At 65.6% G+C, this 16,722-nt stretch carries 12 protein-coding genes; 7 read left to right on the plus strand and 5 right to left on the minus strand.

Annotation, left to right across the window (positions count from 1 at the left end):
- The first annotated feature begins 21 nt into the window (after positions 1-21).
- On the plus strand, positions 22-939 hold the full coding sequence (gene metR / locus AC2CQI_RS14530; RefSeq protein ID WP_484577113.1) for a transcriptional regulator MetR: 918 nt from the start codon (positions 22-24) through the stop codon (positions 937-939).
- 58 nt (positions 940-997) lie between these two features.
- Here metR and AC2CQI_RS14535 read toward each other — a convergent pair whose 3' ends face one another.
- Positions 998-1,636: a LysE family translocator gene (locus AC2CQI_RS14535; RefSeq protein WP_484577114.1), complete on the minus strand. Its 639-nt coding sequence runs from the start codon at positions 1,634-1,636 to the stop codon at positions 998-1,000.
- A 124-nt stretch (positions 1,637-1,760) separates the two neighbouring features.
- Positions 1,761-2,159 (minus strand): NUDIX hydrolase, encoded by a 399-nt coding sequence (locus tag AC2CQI_RS14540; protein ID WP_484577115.1) that lies wholly within the window; start codon positions 2,157-2,159, stop codon positions 1,761-1,763.
- 106 nt (positions 2,160-2,265) lie between these two features.
- Between AC2CQI_RS14540 and AC2CQI_RS14545 the strand changes: the two genes are divergently transcribed.
- The 3 genes from AC2CQI_RS14545 to AC2CQI_RS14555 all read left to right on the plus strand — a co-directional run bounded on the left by AC2CQI_RS14545 (position 2,266) and on the right by AC2CQI_RS14555 (position 9,493).
- Positions 2,266-6,537, plus strand: coding sequence for a DEAD/DEAH box helicase (locus AC2CQI_RS14545; RefSeq protein WP_484577116.1), 4,272 nt, complete (start codon positions 2,266-2,268; stop codon positions 6,535-6,537).
- A gap of 66 nt (positions 6,538-6,603) precedes the next feature.
- Positions 6,604-8,223 carry an FMN-binding glutamate synthase family protein gene (locus tag AC2CQI_RS14550; protein WP_075801340.1) on the plus strand — a complete coding sequence of 540 codons (1,620 nt, stop codon included), beginning with the start codon at positions 6,604-6,606 and terminating at the stop codon, positions 8,221-8,223.
- A 145-nt stretch (positions 8,224-8,368) separates the two neighbouring features.
- On the plus strand, positions 8,369-9,493 hold the full coding sequence (locus AC2CQI_RS14555; protein ID WP_484577117.1) for an OpgC family protein: 1,125 nt from the start codon (positions 8,369-8,371) through the stop codon (positions 9,491-9,493).
- Between the two features lie 111 nt (positions 9,494-9,604).
- Here the strand turns inward: AC2CQI_RS14555 and AC2CQI_RS14560 are convergent, their stop codons facing one another.
- A complete protein-coding gene (locus AC2CQI_RS14560; RefSeq protein WP_484577118.1) occupies positions 9,605-10,942 on the minus strand; it encodes an amino acid permease in 1,338 nt (445 codons plus the stop codon).
- 204 nt (positions 10,943-11,146) lie between these two features.
- Here AC2CQI_RS14560 and AC2CQI_RS14565 point away from each other — a divergent pair, with 204 nt between their 5' ends.
- The 3 genes from AC2CQI_RS14565 (at position 11,147) to AC2CQI_RS14575 (ending at position 15,816) form a co-directional block, all read left to right on the plus strand.
- On the plus strand, positions 11,147-14,314 hold the full coding sequence (locus AC2CQI_RS14565; RefSeq protein WP_484577119.1) for a transglycosylase domain-containing protein: 3,168 nt from the start codon (positions 11,147-11,149) through the stop codon (positions 14,312-14,314).
- Positions 14,315-14,494: 180 nt separating this feature from the next.
- Entirely contained in the window at positions 14,495-15,052 is a 558-nt protein-coding gene (locus tag AC2CQI_RS14570) for a PadR family transcriptional regulator (protein WP_484577120.1), read from the plus strand.
- Complete coding sequence (locus tag AC2CQI_RS14575; protein ID WP_075801345.1) at positions 15,049-15,816, plus strand: siderophore-interacting protein; 768 nt, start codon at positions 15,049-15,051, stop codon at positions 15,814-15,816. The genes AC2CQI_RS14570 and AC2CQI_RS14575 overlap by 4 nt, the downstream gene beginning before the upstream one ends.
- A gap of 9 nt (positions 15,817-15,825) precedes the next feature.
- On the opposite strand, the gene AC2CQI_RS14580 is transcribed toward AC2CQI_RS14575, so the two are convergent.
- Complete coding sequence (locus AC2CQI_RS14580) at positions 15,826-16,461, minus strand: Pr6Pr family membrane protein (protein WP_484577121.1); 636 nt, start codon at positions 16,459-16,461, stop codon at positions 15,826-15,828.
- Positions 16,462-16,465: 4 nt separating this feature from the next.
- A complete protein-coding gene (locus AC2CQI_RS14585) occupies positions 16,466-16,699 on the minus strand; it encodes a VF530 family protein (RefSeq protein ID WP_075801347.1) in 234 nt (77 codons plus the stop codon).
- Positions 16,700-16,722 lie beyond the last annotated feature (23 nt).

Genomic DNA, 16,722 nt, shown 5'->3' on the forward strand with positions numbered 1-16,722 from the left:
ATTCCTCATGGAGAATGCCGGGTGCTGGAAATCCGCCATCTGAAAACCCTGCACGCCCTGCGCGAAGCCGACAGCCTGGTGGAGGCCGCCGAGCGCCTGCACCTGACCCAATCGGCGCTGTCGCACCAGTTCAAGGAGCTGGAAGAACGCCTGGGCATGCAGTTATTCGTGCGCAAGACCAAGCCGATTCGCTTCACCAGCGCCGGCCTGCGCCTGCTGCAACTGGCCGACGCCACCCTGCCGCTGCTGCGCGGTGCCGAACGGGATATCGCCCGCCTCGCCGGTGGCACCGCCGGGCGCCTGCACATGGCGATCGAATGCCACAGCTGCTTCCAGTGGCTGATGCCGACCATCGACCAGTTCCGCGATGCCTGGCCGGAAGTCGAGCTGGACCTCGCCTCGGGCTTCGCCTTCGCGCCGCTGCCGGCCCTGGCCCGGGGCGACCTCGACCTGGTAGTGACCTCCGACCCGCTGGACCTGGCCGGGATCACCTATGTGCCGCTGTTCACCTACGAGGCCATGCTTGCCGTGGCCAACCAGCACGCGCTGGCCGGCAAGCCCTACGTGGTGCCGGAAGACCTGGCCAGGGAAACCCTGATCACCTACCCGGTGGAGCGTGATCGTCTGGATATCTTCACCCGCTTCCTGGAGCCGGCCGATATCGAACCGGCGCAGGTGCGCACCTCGGAGCTGTCGGTGATGATGATGCAGCTGGTGGCCAGCGGCCGTGGCGTGTGCGGCATGCCGCACTGGGCGCTGCACGAGTACAGCTCGCGGGGCTATGTGAAGGCCAAGCGCCTGGGGGAGAAAGGCCTGTTCGCCACGCTCTATGCGGCGGTGCGCACCGATATGCTCGATGCGCCGTACATGCGCGATTTCCTGCTAACTGCCAAGGACACCTCATTCTCCACGCTCGATGGTGTCAGTGCGGTGAGGTAAAGCTGCAAGCCAAACGCAGATTACTTGCCGCTTGCAGCTTGGCGCTTGAAGCTCCGGATCAAGCCAGCTTGCGCTGCTCCTGCACCAGGCGCAGCGCCAGGGCGGCGAGGACAAAGCCCATCACATAGCGTTGCAGCATCAGCCACAGCGGATAGCGCATGAACCAGGCGGAAATGCCGGCGGCGAACAGCGCGATCAGCAGGTTGACGGTGAAGCTCACGCTGATCTGGGTAAAGCCAAGGATCAGGCTCTGGGCCAGCACCGAGCCGTGCTCCGGGGTGATGAACTGCGGCAGGATCGACAGGTAGAACATCGCCACCTTGGGATTCAGCAGGCTGGTGAGAAAGCCCATCAGCACCAGCTTGCGCGGCGAGTCCGGGACCAGCTCGCGCGGCTCGAAGGGCGAACGGGCACCGGGTTTCACGGCCTGCCAGGCCATCCACAACAGGTAGGCGGCACCGGCCCAGCGCAGGATGTCGTAGCCCAGCGGCACGGCCATGAACAGCGCGGTCAGGCCGATGGCGGCGGCGGTCATATGGATCAGGAAGCCGGCGACCACACCGAGCAACGAGGTCACCCCGGCCATGCGGCCCTGGCAGATGGAGCGGGAGATCAGGTAGATCATGTTCGGTCCCGGGGTCAGGACCATGAGCAGGGCGGCGCCGGTGAACAGCAGCCAGTCGTTGAGGGGGATCATCGAGAGCACTCCTTTGCAGTGGGTTCTTTGTTGTTCTTCAGGGCCTCATCGCTGGCAAGCCAGCTCCCACAGTGTCCGCGGCGCCGCTGAACCTTGTGGGAGCTGGCTTGCCAGCGATGGTGGTTCAGTCACCACGGTATAGAGGCAGGATCAAATCCCGGGTCAACGGCGCCAGCTCCAAGGCCCCGGCACTCACCCCATCCACCCACACCGCCTCTTCAATCTCCGCCGCCGGCACCACCTCGGCACTGGTCTCCACCCGAAACAGCTCGCACACCACCTCGAACCCCGGCTCGTTCGCGGCCGGTGCGCTGAAGTTGCCGAGATAACTGGCCTGCGCCTCATCGATGCGCAACCCCAGCTCCTCGAACAGCTCCCGCGCCAGCGCCTTGACCGGCGCTTCGTCCGCCTCGATCTTGCCCCCCGGCTGCATGAACGCCAGGGTGCCGCGCTTGCGCACCAGCAGGGTCTGCCCACGCGGGTCGATCAACAGGGCGGCAGCGATACGGATGGTCTTGCTCATGACGACGGCTCACAGCGAAAAAAAAGACGGGCAAGGATCCCACGCCCGCGCCACAGCTGACCAGTGGCCTCTTGCAAGCCTTCGCCAAAGGCCGCATAACCAGAGGATGAATCTTCCCGCCCTCGACCATCCGGTACTGGACGCCTTCCACCCGGCCGTCCGCGCCTGGTTCCGCCGCAGCTTCGCCACGGTCACCGCCGCCCAGGCCCGCGCCTGGCCGCTGATCCACGCCGGCCAGTCGCTGCTGGTGGCGGCGCCCACCGGCTCCGGCAAGACCCTCACCGCCTTTCTCGCCGTGCTCGACGAACTGTTCGAACAGGGCCTGGAGCACGACGGCCAGTTGCCGGACGAAACCCGGGTGGTCTACGTCTCGCCGCTCAAGGCGCTGTCCAACGATATCCAGATCAACCTGCAGAACCCGCTGGCCGGGATCAGCGCCGAGCTGGAACGCGCGGGCCTGCCGGTGCCGCGCATCCGCACCGCCGTGCGCACCGGCGACACGCCGCAGAAAGAGCGCACGGCGATGCGCCGGCAAGCGCCGCATATCCTGGTGACCACGCCGGAGTCCCTGTATGTGCTGCTCGGTTCGGAATCCGGGCGCAAGGGCCTGAAGACCGTGCACACGGTGATCGTCGACGAAATCCATGCCATCGCCGGCGACAAGCGCGGCAGCCACCTGAGCCTGACCCTGGAACGCCTCGAAGCGCTGTGCGAGCGCCCGCTGCGGCGCATCGGCCTGTCAGCGACGCAGCGTCCGGTGGAACGGGTGGCGCAGTTCCTGGTCGGCGCCGAGCGCACCTGCGCCATTGTCGATATCGGTCACGCCCGCCAACGCGACCTGGGCATCGAAGTGCCGCCGCAGCCGCTGGGCGCCGTGATGGCCAACGATGTCTGGGACAGCGTCTACGACCGCCTCGCCGTGCTCGCCCGCGAGCACCGCACTACCCTGGTCTTCGTCAACACCCGGCGCCTGGCCGAGCGCCTGGCCCGGCACCTGAGCGATCGCCTCGGCCGCGAGGCCGTGGCCGCGCACCATGGCAGCCTGGCCAAGGAAGCCCGCCTGGACGCCGAGCAACGCCTCAAGCGCGGCGAGTTGCAGGTGCTGGTGGCCACCGCCTCGCTGGAGCTGGGTATCGATATCGGCGACGTGGAACTGGTCTGCCAGATCGCTTCGCCGGGCTCCATCGCCGCCTTCCTGCAAAGGGTCGGGCGTTCCGGACACCAGGTCGAGGGCACGCCCAAGGGCCGCCTGTTCGCCACCAGCCGCGATGACCTGATCGAGTGCGTCGCCCTGCTCGACTGCGTGCGCCGCGGCGAGCTGGACGAGGTGGTGATTCCCCGTGCGCCGCTGGATGTGCTGGCCCAGCAGATCATCGCCGAAGTCAGTTGCCAGCCCTGGCCGGAGCAGGCGCTGCTCGACTGCTTCCGCCGCGCCCAGCCCTACGCCGGGCTCGATGACAAACACTATTTCGCCCTGCTGCGCATGCTCGCCGAGGGCTACAGCGGGCGCCAGGGTGTGCGTGGTGCCTACCTGCATCGTGATGCAGTGAGTGGCGAGCTACGTGGTCGCCGCGGCAGCCAGCTGACCGCCCTGACCAGCGGCGGGACCATCCCCGACAACGCAGACTACGCCGTGCTCCTGGAGCCCCAGGCGCTGACCATCGGCAGCGTCAACGAGGACTTCGCCGTCGAGAGCATCGCCGGGGATATCTTCCAGCTCGGCAATGCCTCGTACCGCATCCTGCGGGTCGAGCCGGGCAAGGTGCGGGTCGAGGATGCCCGGGGCCTGCCACCGAATATCCCGTTCTGGCTCGGTGAAGCGCCGGGGCGCAGCGATGACCTGTCCCGCGCCGTGGCCCGCCTGCAGGCAGAGATCGACCAGCGCCTGCAACACAGCGAGGGTCGCGAACAGCCGCTGCTGGACTGGCTCGCTGCGACCCTCGGACTCGGTCCGGACAGCGCCGAACAGCTGCTGGATTACCTTGGCCGCACCCGCCAGGTCCTGGGCGCCCTGCCGTCCCAGGACACCCTGGTGATGGAGCGTTTCTTCGACGAGTCCGGCGGCACCCAGTTGATCATCCATTCGCCCTTCGGCAGCCGCATCAACCGCGCCTGGGGCCTGGCCCTGCGCAAGCGCTTCTGCCGCACTTTCAACTTCGAATTGCAGGCGGCGGCCAGCGAGGACGCGATCATCCTGTCGCTGTCGGCCGGACACAGCTTTCCCCTGGAAGAAGTCTGGCGCTACCTGCCCAGTGCCAGCGCCGAGCACATCCTGATCCAGGCGGTGCTCGATGCGCCGCTGTTCGGCGTGCGCTGGCGCTGGAACGCCGGGGTCGCCCTGGCCCTGCCGCGCTTTGCCGGCGGCAAGCGCATCGCCCCGCAGATCCAGCGCATGCGCAGCGAAGACCTGACGGCGGCGGTATTCCCGGACCAGTTGGCCTGCCTGGAAAATATCGTCGGCGAGCGCGAGGTGCCGGATCACCCGCTGGTGGAGCAGACCCTAGACGACTGCCTGCACGAAGCCATGGATGCCGAGGGCTGGCTGGCGCTGTTGCGGCGCATCGAAAGCGGCGATATCCGCCTGATCTGCCGCGACCTGCCGGCGCCCTCGCCGCTTGCTGCGGCGATTCTCAATGCCCGGCCCTATGCCTTTCTCGACGATGCGCCGCTGGAAGAACGGCGCACCCAGGCCGTGCTCAACCGGCGCTGGAGCGAGCCGCAGAGTGGCGATGAATTGGGAGCGTTGGACCGCGATGCGATTGCCGCCGTGGCCGCCGAAGCCTGGCCGACGCCGAATCGCAGCGACGAGATGCATGAGGCGCTGATGACCCTGGCGGCCATCAGTGCCGACGAAGTGACGGCCAATCCCGGTTGGGAAGAATGGCTGCAAGCGCTGGCCAAGGCTGGACGTGCCTGTCGGGTCAACGGACTGTGGCTGGCACGGGAGCGGCTGAACCTGCTGCTGGCGGTCTATCCCGGGTCCATTGTCGAACCGCCGCTGGACCTGCTGCCGGGTTTCGATGAGACGATCGACGAAGACAGCGCCGTGCTGGAACTGGTCCGTGCCCGCCTCAGTGGTTTCGGCCCGCTGACGCCGGAGCAGATCGCCGCGCCGCTGCTCCTGCCGCTGTCCGCCGTGAACCAGGCGCTGGCCCGACTCGAAAGCGAAGGCTATGTGTTGCGTGGGCAGTTCCACCCGGACCAGCCGCTGGAGCAATGGTGCGAACGGCATCTGCTGGCGCGCATCCACCGCTACACCATCAAGCGCCTGCGCCGGGAAATAGAGCCGGTCAGCCTTCAGGATTTCATGCGTTTTCTCTTCGACTGGCAGCACCTTTCCAGCGCTGGGCGCCTGCAAGGCAATGCCGCGCTGGGCGAAGTGCTGGAGCAGTTCGAAGGCTACGCCGCTGCTGCCGGGGCCTGGGAAAGCGATCTGCTGCCGGCACGCCTGAGCGACTACAGCCCGCGCTGGCTGGACGAGGCATGCCGTGCCGGCAAGTTCGCCTGGGCCCGCCTCGGGCCCTCGGCCAAGGCGGCGGCCAATACCTTGCGCAGCACGCCACTGGTGCTGCTGCCCCGTAGCCGGCTCGGCTTGTGGCAAGGGCTCGGGCAACCGTTCGCTATCGAAGCGCTGTCGCCTCGTGCGCAGAAGGCTCATACCGCGCTGAGCGAGCATGGCGCGCTGTTCTACGACGAGCTGCGCGACGAGGCCCGGCTGCTGCCCACCGAACTGGAAAACGCCCTGCAGGAGCTGGTCGCCGCCGGGCTGGTCAGCGCCGATAGCTTCGCCGGCTTGCGCGCACTGATCACCCCGGCGAGCAAGCGTCAGGCCCACAGCAGCCGGCGCGGACGCGGGCCGCTGTTCGGCGGCATGGAAGATGCCGGGCGCTGGGCCTTGCTGCGCCGGGGCAGCGTCGACCGCGAGGACAGCCACGAACATATCGCCCGCGTCCTGCTACGCCGCTACGGCGTGGTGTTCTGGCGCCTGCTGGAACGCGAGGCTGACTGGTTGCCGAGCTGGCGGGAATTGCTGCGCACCTTCCATCGTCTTGAAGCACGGGGCGAGATCCGTGGCGGTCGTTTCGTCAGCGGGCTGGCCGGGGAACAGTTCGCCTTGCCGGAAGCCATCGCCGTGTTGCGCGGGGTTCGCCGGCGGCCATTGGATGGCAGCCTGATCGTGGTCAGCGGCAGTGATCCGCTGAATCTCAGTGGCAGTCTTCTGCCAGGCAACAAGGTGCCGGCGCTGGCGGGGAATCGGTTGCTGTATCGGGACGGGATGCCGACAGGGGCGCTGGTGGCAGGGACGGTACAGCTGTGGCCGGAGGTCGATCCGCAAGATGAAAGTTCGCTGCGGGAGCGTCTGATCCGCGGCATCTGACTGGATACAATTCCCCATCCGCTATATGGTTTATGGCTTGCCTGACGTGCCCCACAAGGAAACCGTATGAGCCTGTCACTCCTGAGCCGCTACGCCTTCTTCGTCGCCTGCGTCATCTTCACCCTCGCCTGCCTGCCCTTCCTGCATCACGACTGGCTCTGGCCGTTCGCCCTGACCACCGGGGTGCTGAGCCTGATCGGGCTATTCGACCTGCTGCAGAAACGCCATGCGGTACGGCGCAATTATCCGATCCTCGGCAATATCCGCTACCTGGTCGAGGGCATCCGCCCGGAGATCCGCCAGTACCTGCTGGAGTCCGACAGCGATGCCCTGCCGTTTTCCCGGGCGCAGCGTTCGCTGGTGTATGCCCGCGCAAAGAACGAGCAGTCGGACAAGCCGTTCGGCACCCTGATCGATGTGTACCAGTCCGGTTTCGAGTTCATCGGCCATTCCATGCGTCCGGCGCCGCTGACCGACCCCACCGCATTCCGGGTGATCGTCGGCGGGCCGCAGTGCACGCAACCGTATTCGGCGTCGGTATTCAATATTTCGGCGATGAGCTTCGGCTCGCTGAGCGCCAACGCGATCCGCGCCCTGAACATGGGGGCCAAGCTGGGCAATTTCGCCCATGACACCGGCGAGGGCAGCATCAGCCCCTATCACCGCGAACATGGCGGCGACCTGACCTGGGAGCTGGGCAGCGGCTATTTCGGCTGCCGCACCGCCGACGGCCGCTTCGATCCCGAGCGCTTCGCCGCGCAGGCACAGAACCCGCAGGTGCGCATGATCGAGATCAAGATGAGCCAGGGCGCCAAGCCCGGCCATGGCGGCATCCTGCCCAAGCACAAGGTGACCAAGGAAATCGCCGAGACCCGCGGCATCATGATGGGCGAGGACTGCGTATCGCCGTCACGGCACAGCGCGTTCTCCACGCCGATCGAACTGATGCACTTCATCGCCCAGTTGCGTGAGCTGTCCGGCGGCAAGCCGGTGGGCTTCAAGTTCTGCCTGGGCCATCCGTGGGAGTTCATGGGCATCGCCAAGGCCATGCTGGAGACCGGCATCCTCCCCGACTTCATCGTGGTCGACGGCAAGGAAGGCGGGACCGGCGCGGCGCCGGTGGAGTTCACCGACCATATCGGCGTGCCGCTGCGCGAGGGCCTGCTGTTCGTGCACAACACCCTGGTCGGCCTGAACCTGCGCGACAAGATCAAGCTCGGTGCCAGCGGCAAGATCGTCAGCGCCTTCGATATCGCCAGCGTCCTGGCCATCGGCGCCGACTGGGCCAACTCGGCGCGGGGCTTCATGTTCGCCATCGGCTGCATCCAGTCGCAGAGCTGCCATACCAACAAATGCCCGACCGGCGTCGCCACCCAGGACGGCCTGCGCCAGCGCGCCCTGGTGGTGCCGGACAAGGCCGAGCGGGTGTTCAACTTCCATCGCAATACGCTCAAGGCCCTGGCCGAGATGCTCGCCGCCGCCGGCCTCGATCACCCGTCGCAACTGGAGGCCAAGCACCTGGTGCGGCGCATGTCGGCCACCGAGATCAAGCTGTTCTCCCAGTTGCATGTGTTCCTCAAGCCGGGTGAGCTGCTCAGTGGCGAGATCAGCGGCGAGTTCTACCAGCGCATGTGGCGCATGGCGCGGGCGGACAGCTTCGAGCCGCACAGCGAGGCGGCGGCTTGAGAGACATCCAGTAACATCCCACCGTTGCAATCTCCGCCAAAACTGCCCACCCTCCGCGCCGCCGATCGGTAAAGACCGACGGCGCGGAACCGGGGATCGCTGCCGTCGATCCTCTACTGAAACACCCTGTGCAAGAGCCCTCGCCATGACCAACGCCCGCGACCATCGAATCGACTTCTTCCGGGGCCTGGCGCTGGTCTTCATCTTCTGGGACCACATTCCCGGCAACCCGCTGGCCAACCTGACCGTGCGTAACTTCGGCTTCAGCGATGCGGCGGAGATCTTCGTGTTCCTCGCCGGCTACGCGGCGGTGCTGGCCTACGGCAAGGTGGCGCTGCGCGATGGCTGGGTGGTGGCCTGCGTGCGCATCCTGCGCCGGGCGTGGGTGCTGTACGTGGTGCATATCTTCCTGCTGGTGCTGCTGATGGGCATTGTCTTCGTCGCCAACAACCATGTGGAAACCCGCGACATGATCGAGGAAATGGGCCTCTACTATTTCCTCGGCAACCCGCAGCAGGCACTGGTGGACGAGTTGCTGCTGCGCTTCAAGCCCAACCTGATGGACCCGTTGCCGCTGTACATCCTGCTGCTGCTCGGCCTGCCGCTGGTGCTGCCGTTGCTGATGAGGAAGGCGGAATACGTGGTCGGGGTGTCGGCGGCGCTGTACCTGATGGCGCCGATGTTCCAGTGGAACCTGGCGGCCCAGGAAGGCGGGGTGTGGTTCTTCAATCCGCTGGCCTGGCAGTTGCTGTTCATCCTCGGCGGTGCGGTGGCGATCAACGGGCAGCGCGCGCAGGCGCCGGAGTTGCGGCCATTGCTGCGCCAGCCGTTGTTCGTGGTCTCGGCGGTCTATGTGGTGGTCTGTGCGGCGATCGCCCTGTCGTGGCGCTGGCCCGAGGTGCATGACGCAATGATGCCGAAGGTGCTGGCGGAGTGGTTGTACCCGATCAGCAAGACCAACCTGTCGCCGGCGCGCTTGCTGCATTTCCTCGCCTTGGCGTACTGCACGGCGAAGCTGCTGCCGAGCGGCCCCTGGGTGGAAACCTGGCTGGCGCGGCAGAGCTGCCGGATGGGGCGGTATTCGCTGGAGGTGTTCTGCTTCGGCGTGCTGCTGGCACCGTTGGCGGATATGGGCAATGCGCTGGCGGGTGATCATTGGGCGATGCAGGTACTGACCGCATTGCTGGGGCTTGGGTTGATGATGGGGCTGGCGTTGTGGCTGGACTGGAACAAGCAACTGACCCGAGTCGTGCCAGCCAGGGCGGTGTGAGCCTTTTGGGGCCGCTCTGCGGCCCTTCGCGGGCAAGCCACGCTCCTACTTTGGAACGCGATCTCCTGTAGGAGCGTGGCTTGCCCGCGAAGGACCGCAAAGCGGTCCCCATCAAATCTTCAGCCAGTGATAAATACCCGCCAACCCCAGCAAAAAAACCGGCCCCACATACAGGGCCACGCGCAGATCCCCGAAATACCCCATCACCCCCAGCACCAGCCCGAGAAACCCCAGGGCCAGGTACGAACTCCACGGCCACAGCCACATCGGATAGCCCAGCCGCCCGCGTTCTTCCGGGCTCAACCCGGCACGGAACCTGAGCTGCGCCAGCAGAATCACCGCCCAGGTCCAGATCGCACCAAAAGTGACGATGGCTGTGGCCCAGAGAAACACCTGCTCCGGCACCAGGTAATTGCCCAGCACGCCCAGCAGCAACACGGCAAGCGACAGCAGCAAGGCATTGCGCGGCACCCCGGCTACGGTGGTACGCCCGAACAACGCTGGTGCCTGCCCCTTCTCCGCCAGCGCACAGAGCATCCTCCCGGTACTGAAGATCGCCGCATTGCACGCCGACAACGCTGCGGTGATCACCACGAAATTGATCAACCCCGCCGCCGTGCGGATCCCCAGGCGCTCGAAGGTCAGCACGAACGGGCTGCCACCACTGCCAATGCCGTGCCAGGGATAGATCGACAGGATCACCAGCAACGCGCCGACATAGAACAGCAGCACCCGCCAGAACATCGAGCCGATGGCCCGGGGAATGGTGGTTTCCGGCTGTTTCGTCTCTCCGGCAGCCAGGCCGACCAACTCGGTGCCGAAGTAGGCGAACATCACCAGTTGCAGCGACATCAGCACCCCGCCCCAGCCATTGGGCATGAAGCCGTCATGACGCCAGAGGTTGGCGATCCCCGTGGCCACGCCGTCGTTGCCCAGGCCAAAGGCGATGATGCCAATCCCGCCAAGGATCAGGGCGATGATGGTGACCACCTTGATCAGCGCGAACCAGAACTCGAATTCACCGAAGGCGCGCACCGTCAGCAGGTTGATCGCGCCCATGCTGCCCAGCGCCGCCAGGGCCCAGAGCCAGCGCGCTGTGTCGGGAAACCAGACGCCCATGTAGATGGCCACCGCGCTGATTTCCGCGACGCAGATCACCATCAGGGCGAACCAGTAGTTCCAGCCGGTGAGAAAGCCCGCCAGCGGGCCAAGGTAGTCGTGGGCATAACGGCTGAACGAACCGGCCACGGGGTTATGCACCGCCAGTTCGCCAAGGGCGCGCATGATCACCAGGATCACCAGGCCGCCGGCGAGGTAAGTCAGGAGAATCGCCGGCCCGGCCATTTCGATGGCCTTGGCCGAGCCGAGAAAAAGACCGACGCCGATACAGGCACCGAGGGCGATCAGGCGCACATGGCGCTCGCCCAGTTCGCGCTTCAGGGTGGACATGAGGCAATCCTCGCTGTTCAGGACAGGAACCAGCCCACCACCCTAGTCAGACGAGGCGCGTGCAAACGATCAACCATCAGAACAGGACATTTCCCACCACGTTTTGGGAAATACCCGACGATCACCAACAATTTTTTCCCGCCCCCCGGCCAGCGTCTAAGCTTCAGCCAAAGCAAGAGAAATAACGAAATCAGGCTTAAGACTATGGGCGCACAGTGGCACTCGGATAACGGCAGTAACCTGGCAGCCGCTGAACAATCGGAAGTACCGCCGTCCCCACCGCCACCGCCGCGCCGCTCCCGGTTGCGTTTCCTGTGGTGGCTGATCCTGCTGATCGTGCTGATCACCCTGGGCCTGCTGGCCTACGCGGCGAGCAAGGAAATGCAGACCTCGGCCATCCAGTCCCGGGAGTTCAGCCGCTTTGCCGCGACCCTGAGCTATTCGATGCACAAGGGCCCGAGCGACGCCATGGTCTATCCCGGCGACGGCCCCTTCGACAAACGCCTAGGCTACAGCGCCCTCGGCGAATTCATCCCGCGCCTGTTGAAGCGGGACTACGTGGTGGTGGAACAGACGCGCTTTTCCCCGGCGCTGATGAACTACGTCGATCACGGCTTTTTCGTGCCTTATACCGAGAAAATCCAGAGCGGCCTGAGCATCACCGACTGCAAGGGCAGCGTCCTGTACCAATATCAGTATCCGCAGCACCTGTATCCGGACTTCGCCTCGATCCCGCCGGTGATGGTGCACAGCCTGCTGTTCATCGAGAACCGCGACCTGCTCGACCCCAACGATCCCAAGGGCAATCCGGCGGTGGACTGGCCGCGTTTCGCCAAGGCCGCCTATACCCAGGTCGCCAAGTACCTGGCCCTGCCCGGCCAGTCGGCCGGCGGCAGCACCCTGGCGACCCAGTTGGAAAAATATCGCCATTCACCGGACGGCCTGACCGTCTCCGGCGCCGAGAAGATCCGCCAGATGATCTCCGCCAGCGTGCGCGCCTACCAGGACGGGCCGCAGACCCTGGAAGCGCGCCAGCGCATCGTCCGCGACTACCTCAACAGCGTGCCGCTGTCGGCGGTGCCGGGGCATGGCGAAGTGCATGGCATGGCCGAGGGCCTGCGGGTCTGGTACGGCGCCGACTTCGCCGAGGTCAACCGCCTGCTGGCGTCCACCGCCACCGACCCGGACACCCTTGCCGCCCGCGGCCTGGCCTTGCGCCAGGTGCTCTCGCTGATGATCGCCCAGCGCCGGCCTTCGCACTTCCTGTCCAAGGGCCGCAACGAGCTGGCGACCCTCACCGACAGCCATATCCGCCTGCTCGCGGCCAACAACATCATCGACAAACCGCTGTCTGACGCCGCCCTGGCAAGCAAGGCGATCTACCGCGACTGGGTGGCCCAGCCGACCATCGTGCCGATCGTCACCAACAAGGGCATCAGCGTGGCCCGCAGCCGCCTGTCGAGCATGCTCAACCGGCCGCTGTACGACCTCGACCGCCTCGACCTGTCGGCCACCAGCACCCTGCAATCGGATTTGCAGGAACAGATCAGCCAGTACCTGCGTGACCTCGCCAACCCCGAGTTCGCGGCGAAAATGGGCCTGTTCGGCGAGCGCCTGCTGACCCCCACCAGCACCACCCAGGTACGCTACAGCTTCACCCTGATGGAGCGCACCCCGGACGGTTCGCGGGTGCGGGTGCAGACCGACAGCACCGACCAGCCCTTCGATATCAACGAAGGCAGCAAGCTGGAACTGGGCTCCACCGCCAAGCTGCGGGTGCTGACCAGCTACCTGGAGATCATCTCCGAGCTGCATGACCGCTACGGCAAGATGTCGGTGCCGGAGTTGACGAAGGTCGAGGTCGCCGATGTCGACTTCATCACTCGCTGGTCCATCGACTGGCTGATCCAGAGCAAGGACCGCGATATCAGCGCGATGCTCGACGCTGCCCTGGAACGCAAGTATTCCGCCAGCCCCGGCGAAGCCTTCTTCACCGGCGGCGGCCTGCATGTATTCAACAACTTCCGCAAGGAAGACAACGGGCGCATCCCGACGCTCAAGGACGCCCTGCGCGAGTCGATCAACCTGCCCTTCATCCGCCTGATGCGCGACCTGGTGCGCTACAGCACCTACCAGGCGCCGGGCAACAGCGCGGCATTGCTGAAGGACGATGCCGAACCGCGGCGCCAGGAATACCTGGCCCGTTTCGCCGACCGCGAAGGCACAGATTTCCTGCGCCGCTTCTGGAAAAAGTACCAGCGCAAGACCTCGCAGGAACGCCTGGATACCTTCCTCGATGGCCTGCGGGTCACGCCGATCCGCCTCGCCGCCGTGCATCGCTACCTGTTCCCGGAAGCCGACCAGACCACCTTCAACGCCTTCGTCCGCGCCCATATGAAAAAAGAGGGCGTGGTCGCCAAGCCGGCCGGCGGCAAGAAGGATCCGCTCAGCGACGAGCGCCTGGAAACCCTCTACGCTTCCTACGGCCCGGGCAAGTACGACCTGCCGGACCAGGGCTTTATCGCCAAGTCGCATCCGCTGGACCTGTGGCTGGTCGGCTACCTGCTCAAGCACCCCAGCGCCAGCTTCCAGGAAGCGACGATGGCCAGCCATTTCGAGCGCCAGGAAGTCTACGGCTGGCTGTTCAAGAGCAAGCACAAGGGCGCGCGCGACAGTCGTATCCGCACCCTGGTGGAGGTGGAGGCGTTCCTCGATATCCATCAGCGCTGGAAGCGTGTCGGTTATCCCTTCGATCACCTGGTGCCCTCGCTGGCCACCGCCATCGGCAGCTCCGGCGACCGTCCGGCGGCCCTGGCCGAGCTGATCGGGATCATCCAGAACGATGGCGTACGTTTGCCGGTGTTGCGCATCGATACCCTGCATTTCGCTGCGGGTACGCCTTATGAAGTGAGCCTGGCCGGGGATCCGGATCGTGGCGAGCGGGTGCTCTCCGTGGAGGTGGCCCGGGCGTTGCGCGGCGCGCTGTCGCAGGTGGTGGATGCCGGTACGGCGCGCCGGGTGTCGGGGACCTTCAAGCTGGATGACGGCACCGTGCTGACCATGGGCGGCAAGACCGGGACCGGGGATAACCGGATCGAGAGCTTTGGTGCGGGAGGCCGGCTGATCGGCTCGCGCTCGCTGAACCGCACGGCGACCTTCGTGTTCTATCTCGGCGACAACCACTTCGGCACCCTGACCGCATTCGTACCGGGGCGGGCGGCGGAGTCGTTCAAATTCACCTCGGCGCTGCCGGTGCAGGTGCTCAAGGGCATGGCGCCGATGCTGCTGCCGTATCTCAAGCCGGGCGGCAATACCCAGTGCTCGGTGCCGTTGACGGCGGAGCCTGGGTCGAGTGTTACCCAGGCACATTAATTCTTTGTTGTTCTTGAGGGCCTCATCGCTGGCAAGCCAGCTCCCACAGGGTCATGTGGGAGCTGGCTTGCCAGCGATGAGGCCCTTTGCTTCAACACACCTTTCAGCACCTGGACTTGCAATAAGATATATCTTGAGTAATATCTTAAGACATATCGCAAGCAACCAGGAGCCCCTCCCATGCGCGATCACCCTCACTCCCACCGCGAACCCGAAGGCCTCGAACGCCGTCGCGAGCGCGGCGACCGCGGCCCGCGGGTCTTCGCCCCGGGCGATCTAAAACTGCTGTTGCTGGCCATGCTCGCCGAGCAGCCGTGCCACGGCTACGACCTGATCCGCCAGATCGAATCCCTGTTCGACGGCAACTACAGCCCGAGCCCCGGGGTCATCTATCCGACCCTGACCTTCCTTGAAGAAAGCGAACTGATCACCGGCGAAGTCCATGGCAGCAAGAAGCTTTACCAGGCCACCGAGGCCGGCCGCGAAGCCCTCAAGGAGCAGGCCGTCGCCCTCGACGGCGTGCGCACCCGCATCGAAGTGAGCAAGCGCTCGCTGCGCGGCCACGACCGTCCGCCGGAGATCCACGAAGCCGTGCACAACCTGCGCCATGCCCTGCAGATGCACAGCGGGCGCTGGAACCCACAAGAAATAGAGCGGGTACGCACCCTGCTCAATGAAACCGCGAAAGCCATCGTTGCCGGACCTGTCACCTCCCCTTCCCAGGAGCTTTCCGAATGACTTCGAGCGAAAACACCATCCACCGCGTCATGCACGAGATCAAGCACCGTCAGCTGACGGTACTCAAGGTGGTCGACCTGACCCCGCGCATGCGCCGCATCACCCTCGGCGGCGCGCAACTGCAAGGCTTCATCAGCCTGGGCAGCGACGACCACGTCAAGCTGCTGTTCGCCAACAACCCCGCCGAACAGGCCGCCATGGACGCCCTCGACCTGCCCAAGGAAGGCGTCAAGCCGACCATGCGCGAGTACACCCCGCGGCGCATCGACCTGGTCAACAATGAACTGGACCTGGATTTCGTCCTGCATGGCGACGGCCCTGCCTCGACCTGGGCAGCCCAGGCCAAACCCGGTCACACCCTGAATATCGCCGGGCCACGGGGCTCGCTGGTGGTCCCGGATATCTTCGACAGCTACCTGCTGGTGGGCGATGAAACCGCGATTCCGGCCATCGGCCGGCGCCTCGAAGAACTCTCCGCCGGGCGCAAGGTGCTGGCGGTGATCGAGATCGAGGACGCGCAAGAGCGCCAGCCGCTGCCGAGCAAGGCCGATGTGCATGTGATCTGGGTCGAGCGGCACGCGCAGTCGGTGCTGGAGGTGCTGGCCGGCCTGCAACTGCCGGCCGGCGAACTGTATGCCTGGGTCGCCCTGGAAAAGGCCCTGACCCGCAAGGCCAAGGCGCTGCTGCTGGAGGAGAAAGGCGTCGCCGATGACCGGCTCAAGGCCGCCGCCTACTGGCGCCTCGATCCGCACGACGACGAGTGATAACTGCTGTCAGGGACGCGTCCTGGCCTTGGCCAGGCGTCGGCCCTGCCAGCGGTCCAGGCCGATGACACCCAGCCCGAGCAGCATGAACGCGGCGAACATCACCAGCGCATTGAGCACCACCCGCCCGTAGCCGAGCGCGGCTACGTCGATGAACGGATAGGGATAGAACCCGATTATCTGCCCGCGCAACAGCGCATAGCCGAAATACACCAGCGGATACACCGACCAGGCCAGCACATGGCCAATCCGCAAGGTGCCCTTCTCCACACGCCACCACCAATACAGCGCGAACAGCAGCGGCATCACGTTGTGCAGCAGGTTGTCGGCGATCCATTGCCAGCCTTGCGGCTGCCAGAGATGGCGCAGCAGCAGGTTGTAGGCGATGCCCACGAAGAGAATGCTCGCCAGCACCCCGGACGCCACCCAGGGCGCCTGCCAGAAACGCCGGGCCGCCGACTCGCGGCCGAACGCATCGGAGGTGAGCACGGTGGCGACGAGGATATTGCTGAGCACGGTGAAGAAGCCGAAGAAATTCACCAGCCCGCCCAGCAGGCTGGCGTCGTCCTGCCAGCGGGCGAGCAGGATCAGGTACAGCTGCACCGTCAGGCCGAACCAGCCAAGCACTGCAGCGGCGGCGGTCATCGGTTTACTGCTCGCGCTTGATATCACGCAGCATCTTCAGATACAGGCTTTCCACCTTCTCCCTTGCCCACGGCGTCTTGCGCAGGAAGGTCAGGCTCGACTTGATGCTCGGGTCGCTCTTGAAGCAACGGATATCGATGCGCTGCGCCAGCCCGGGCCATTCGTAGCGGGCCACCAGGGCAGTGAGGATCTGTTCCAGGGTCATGCCATGCAGCGGGTTCTTGTCAGTGGCGGTCATGCCAGTGCTCCAGCCAAACGAAG

It is taken from the genome of Pseudomonas sp. P2S-1, from assembly GCF_057197725.1.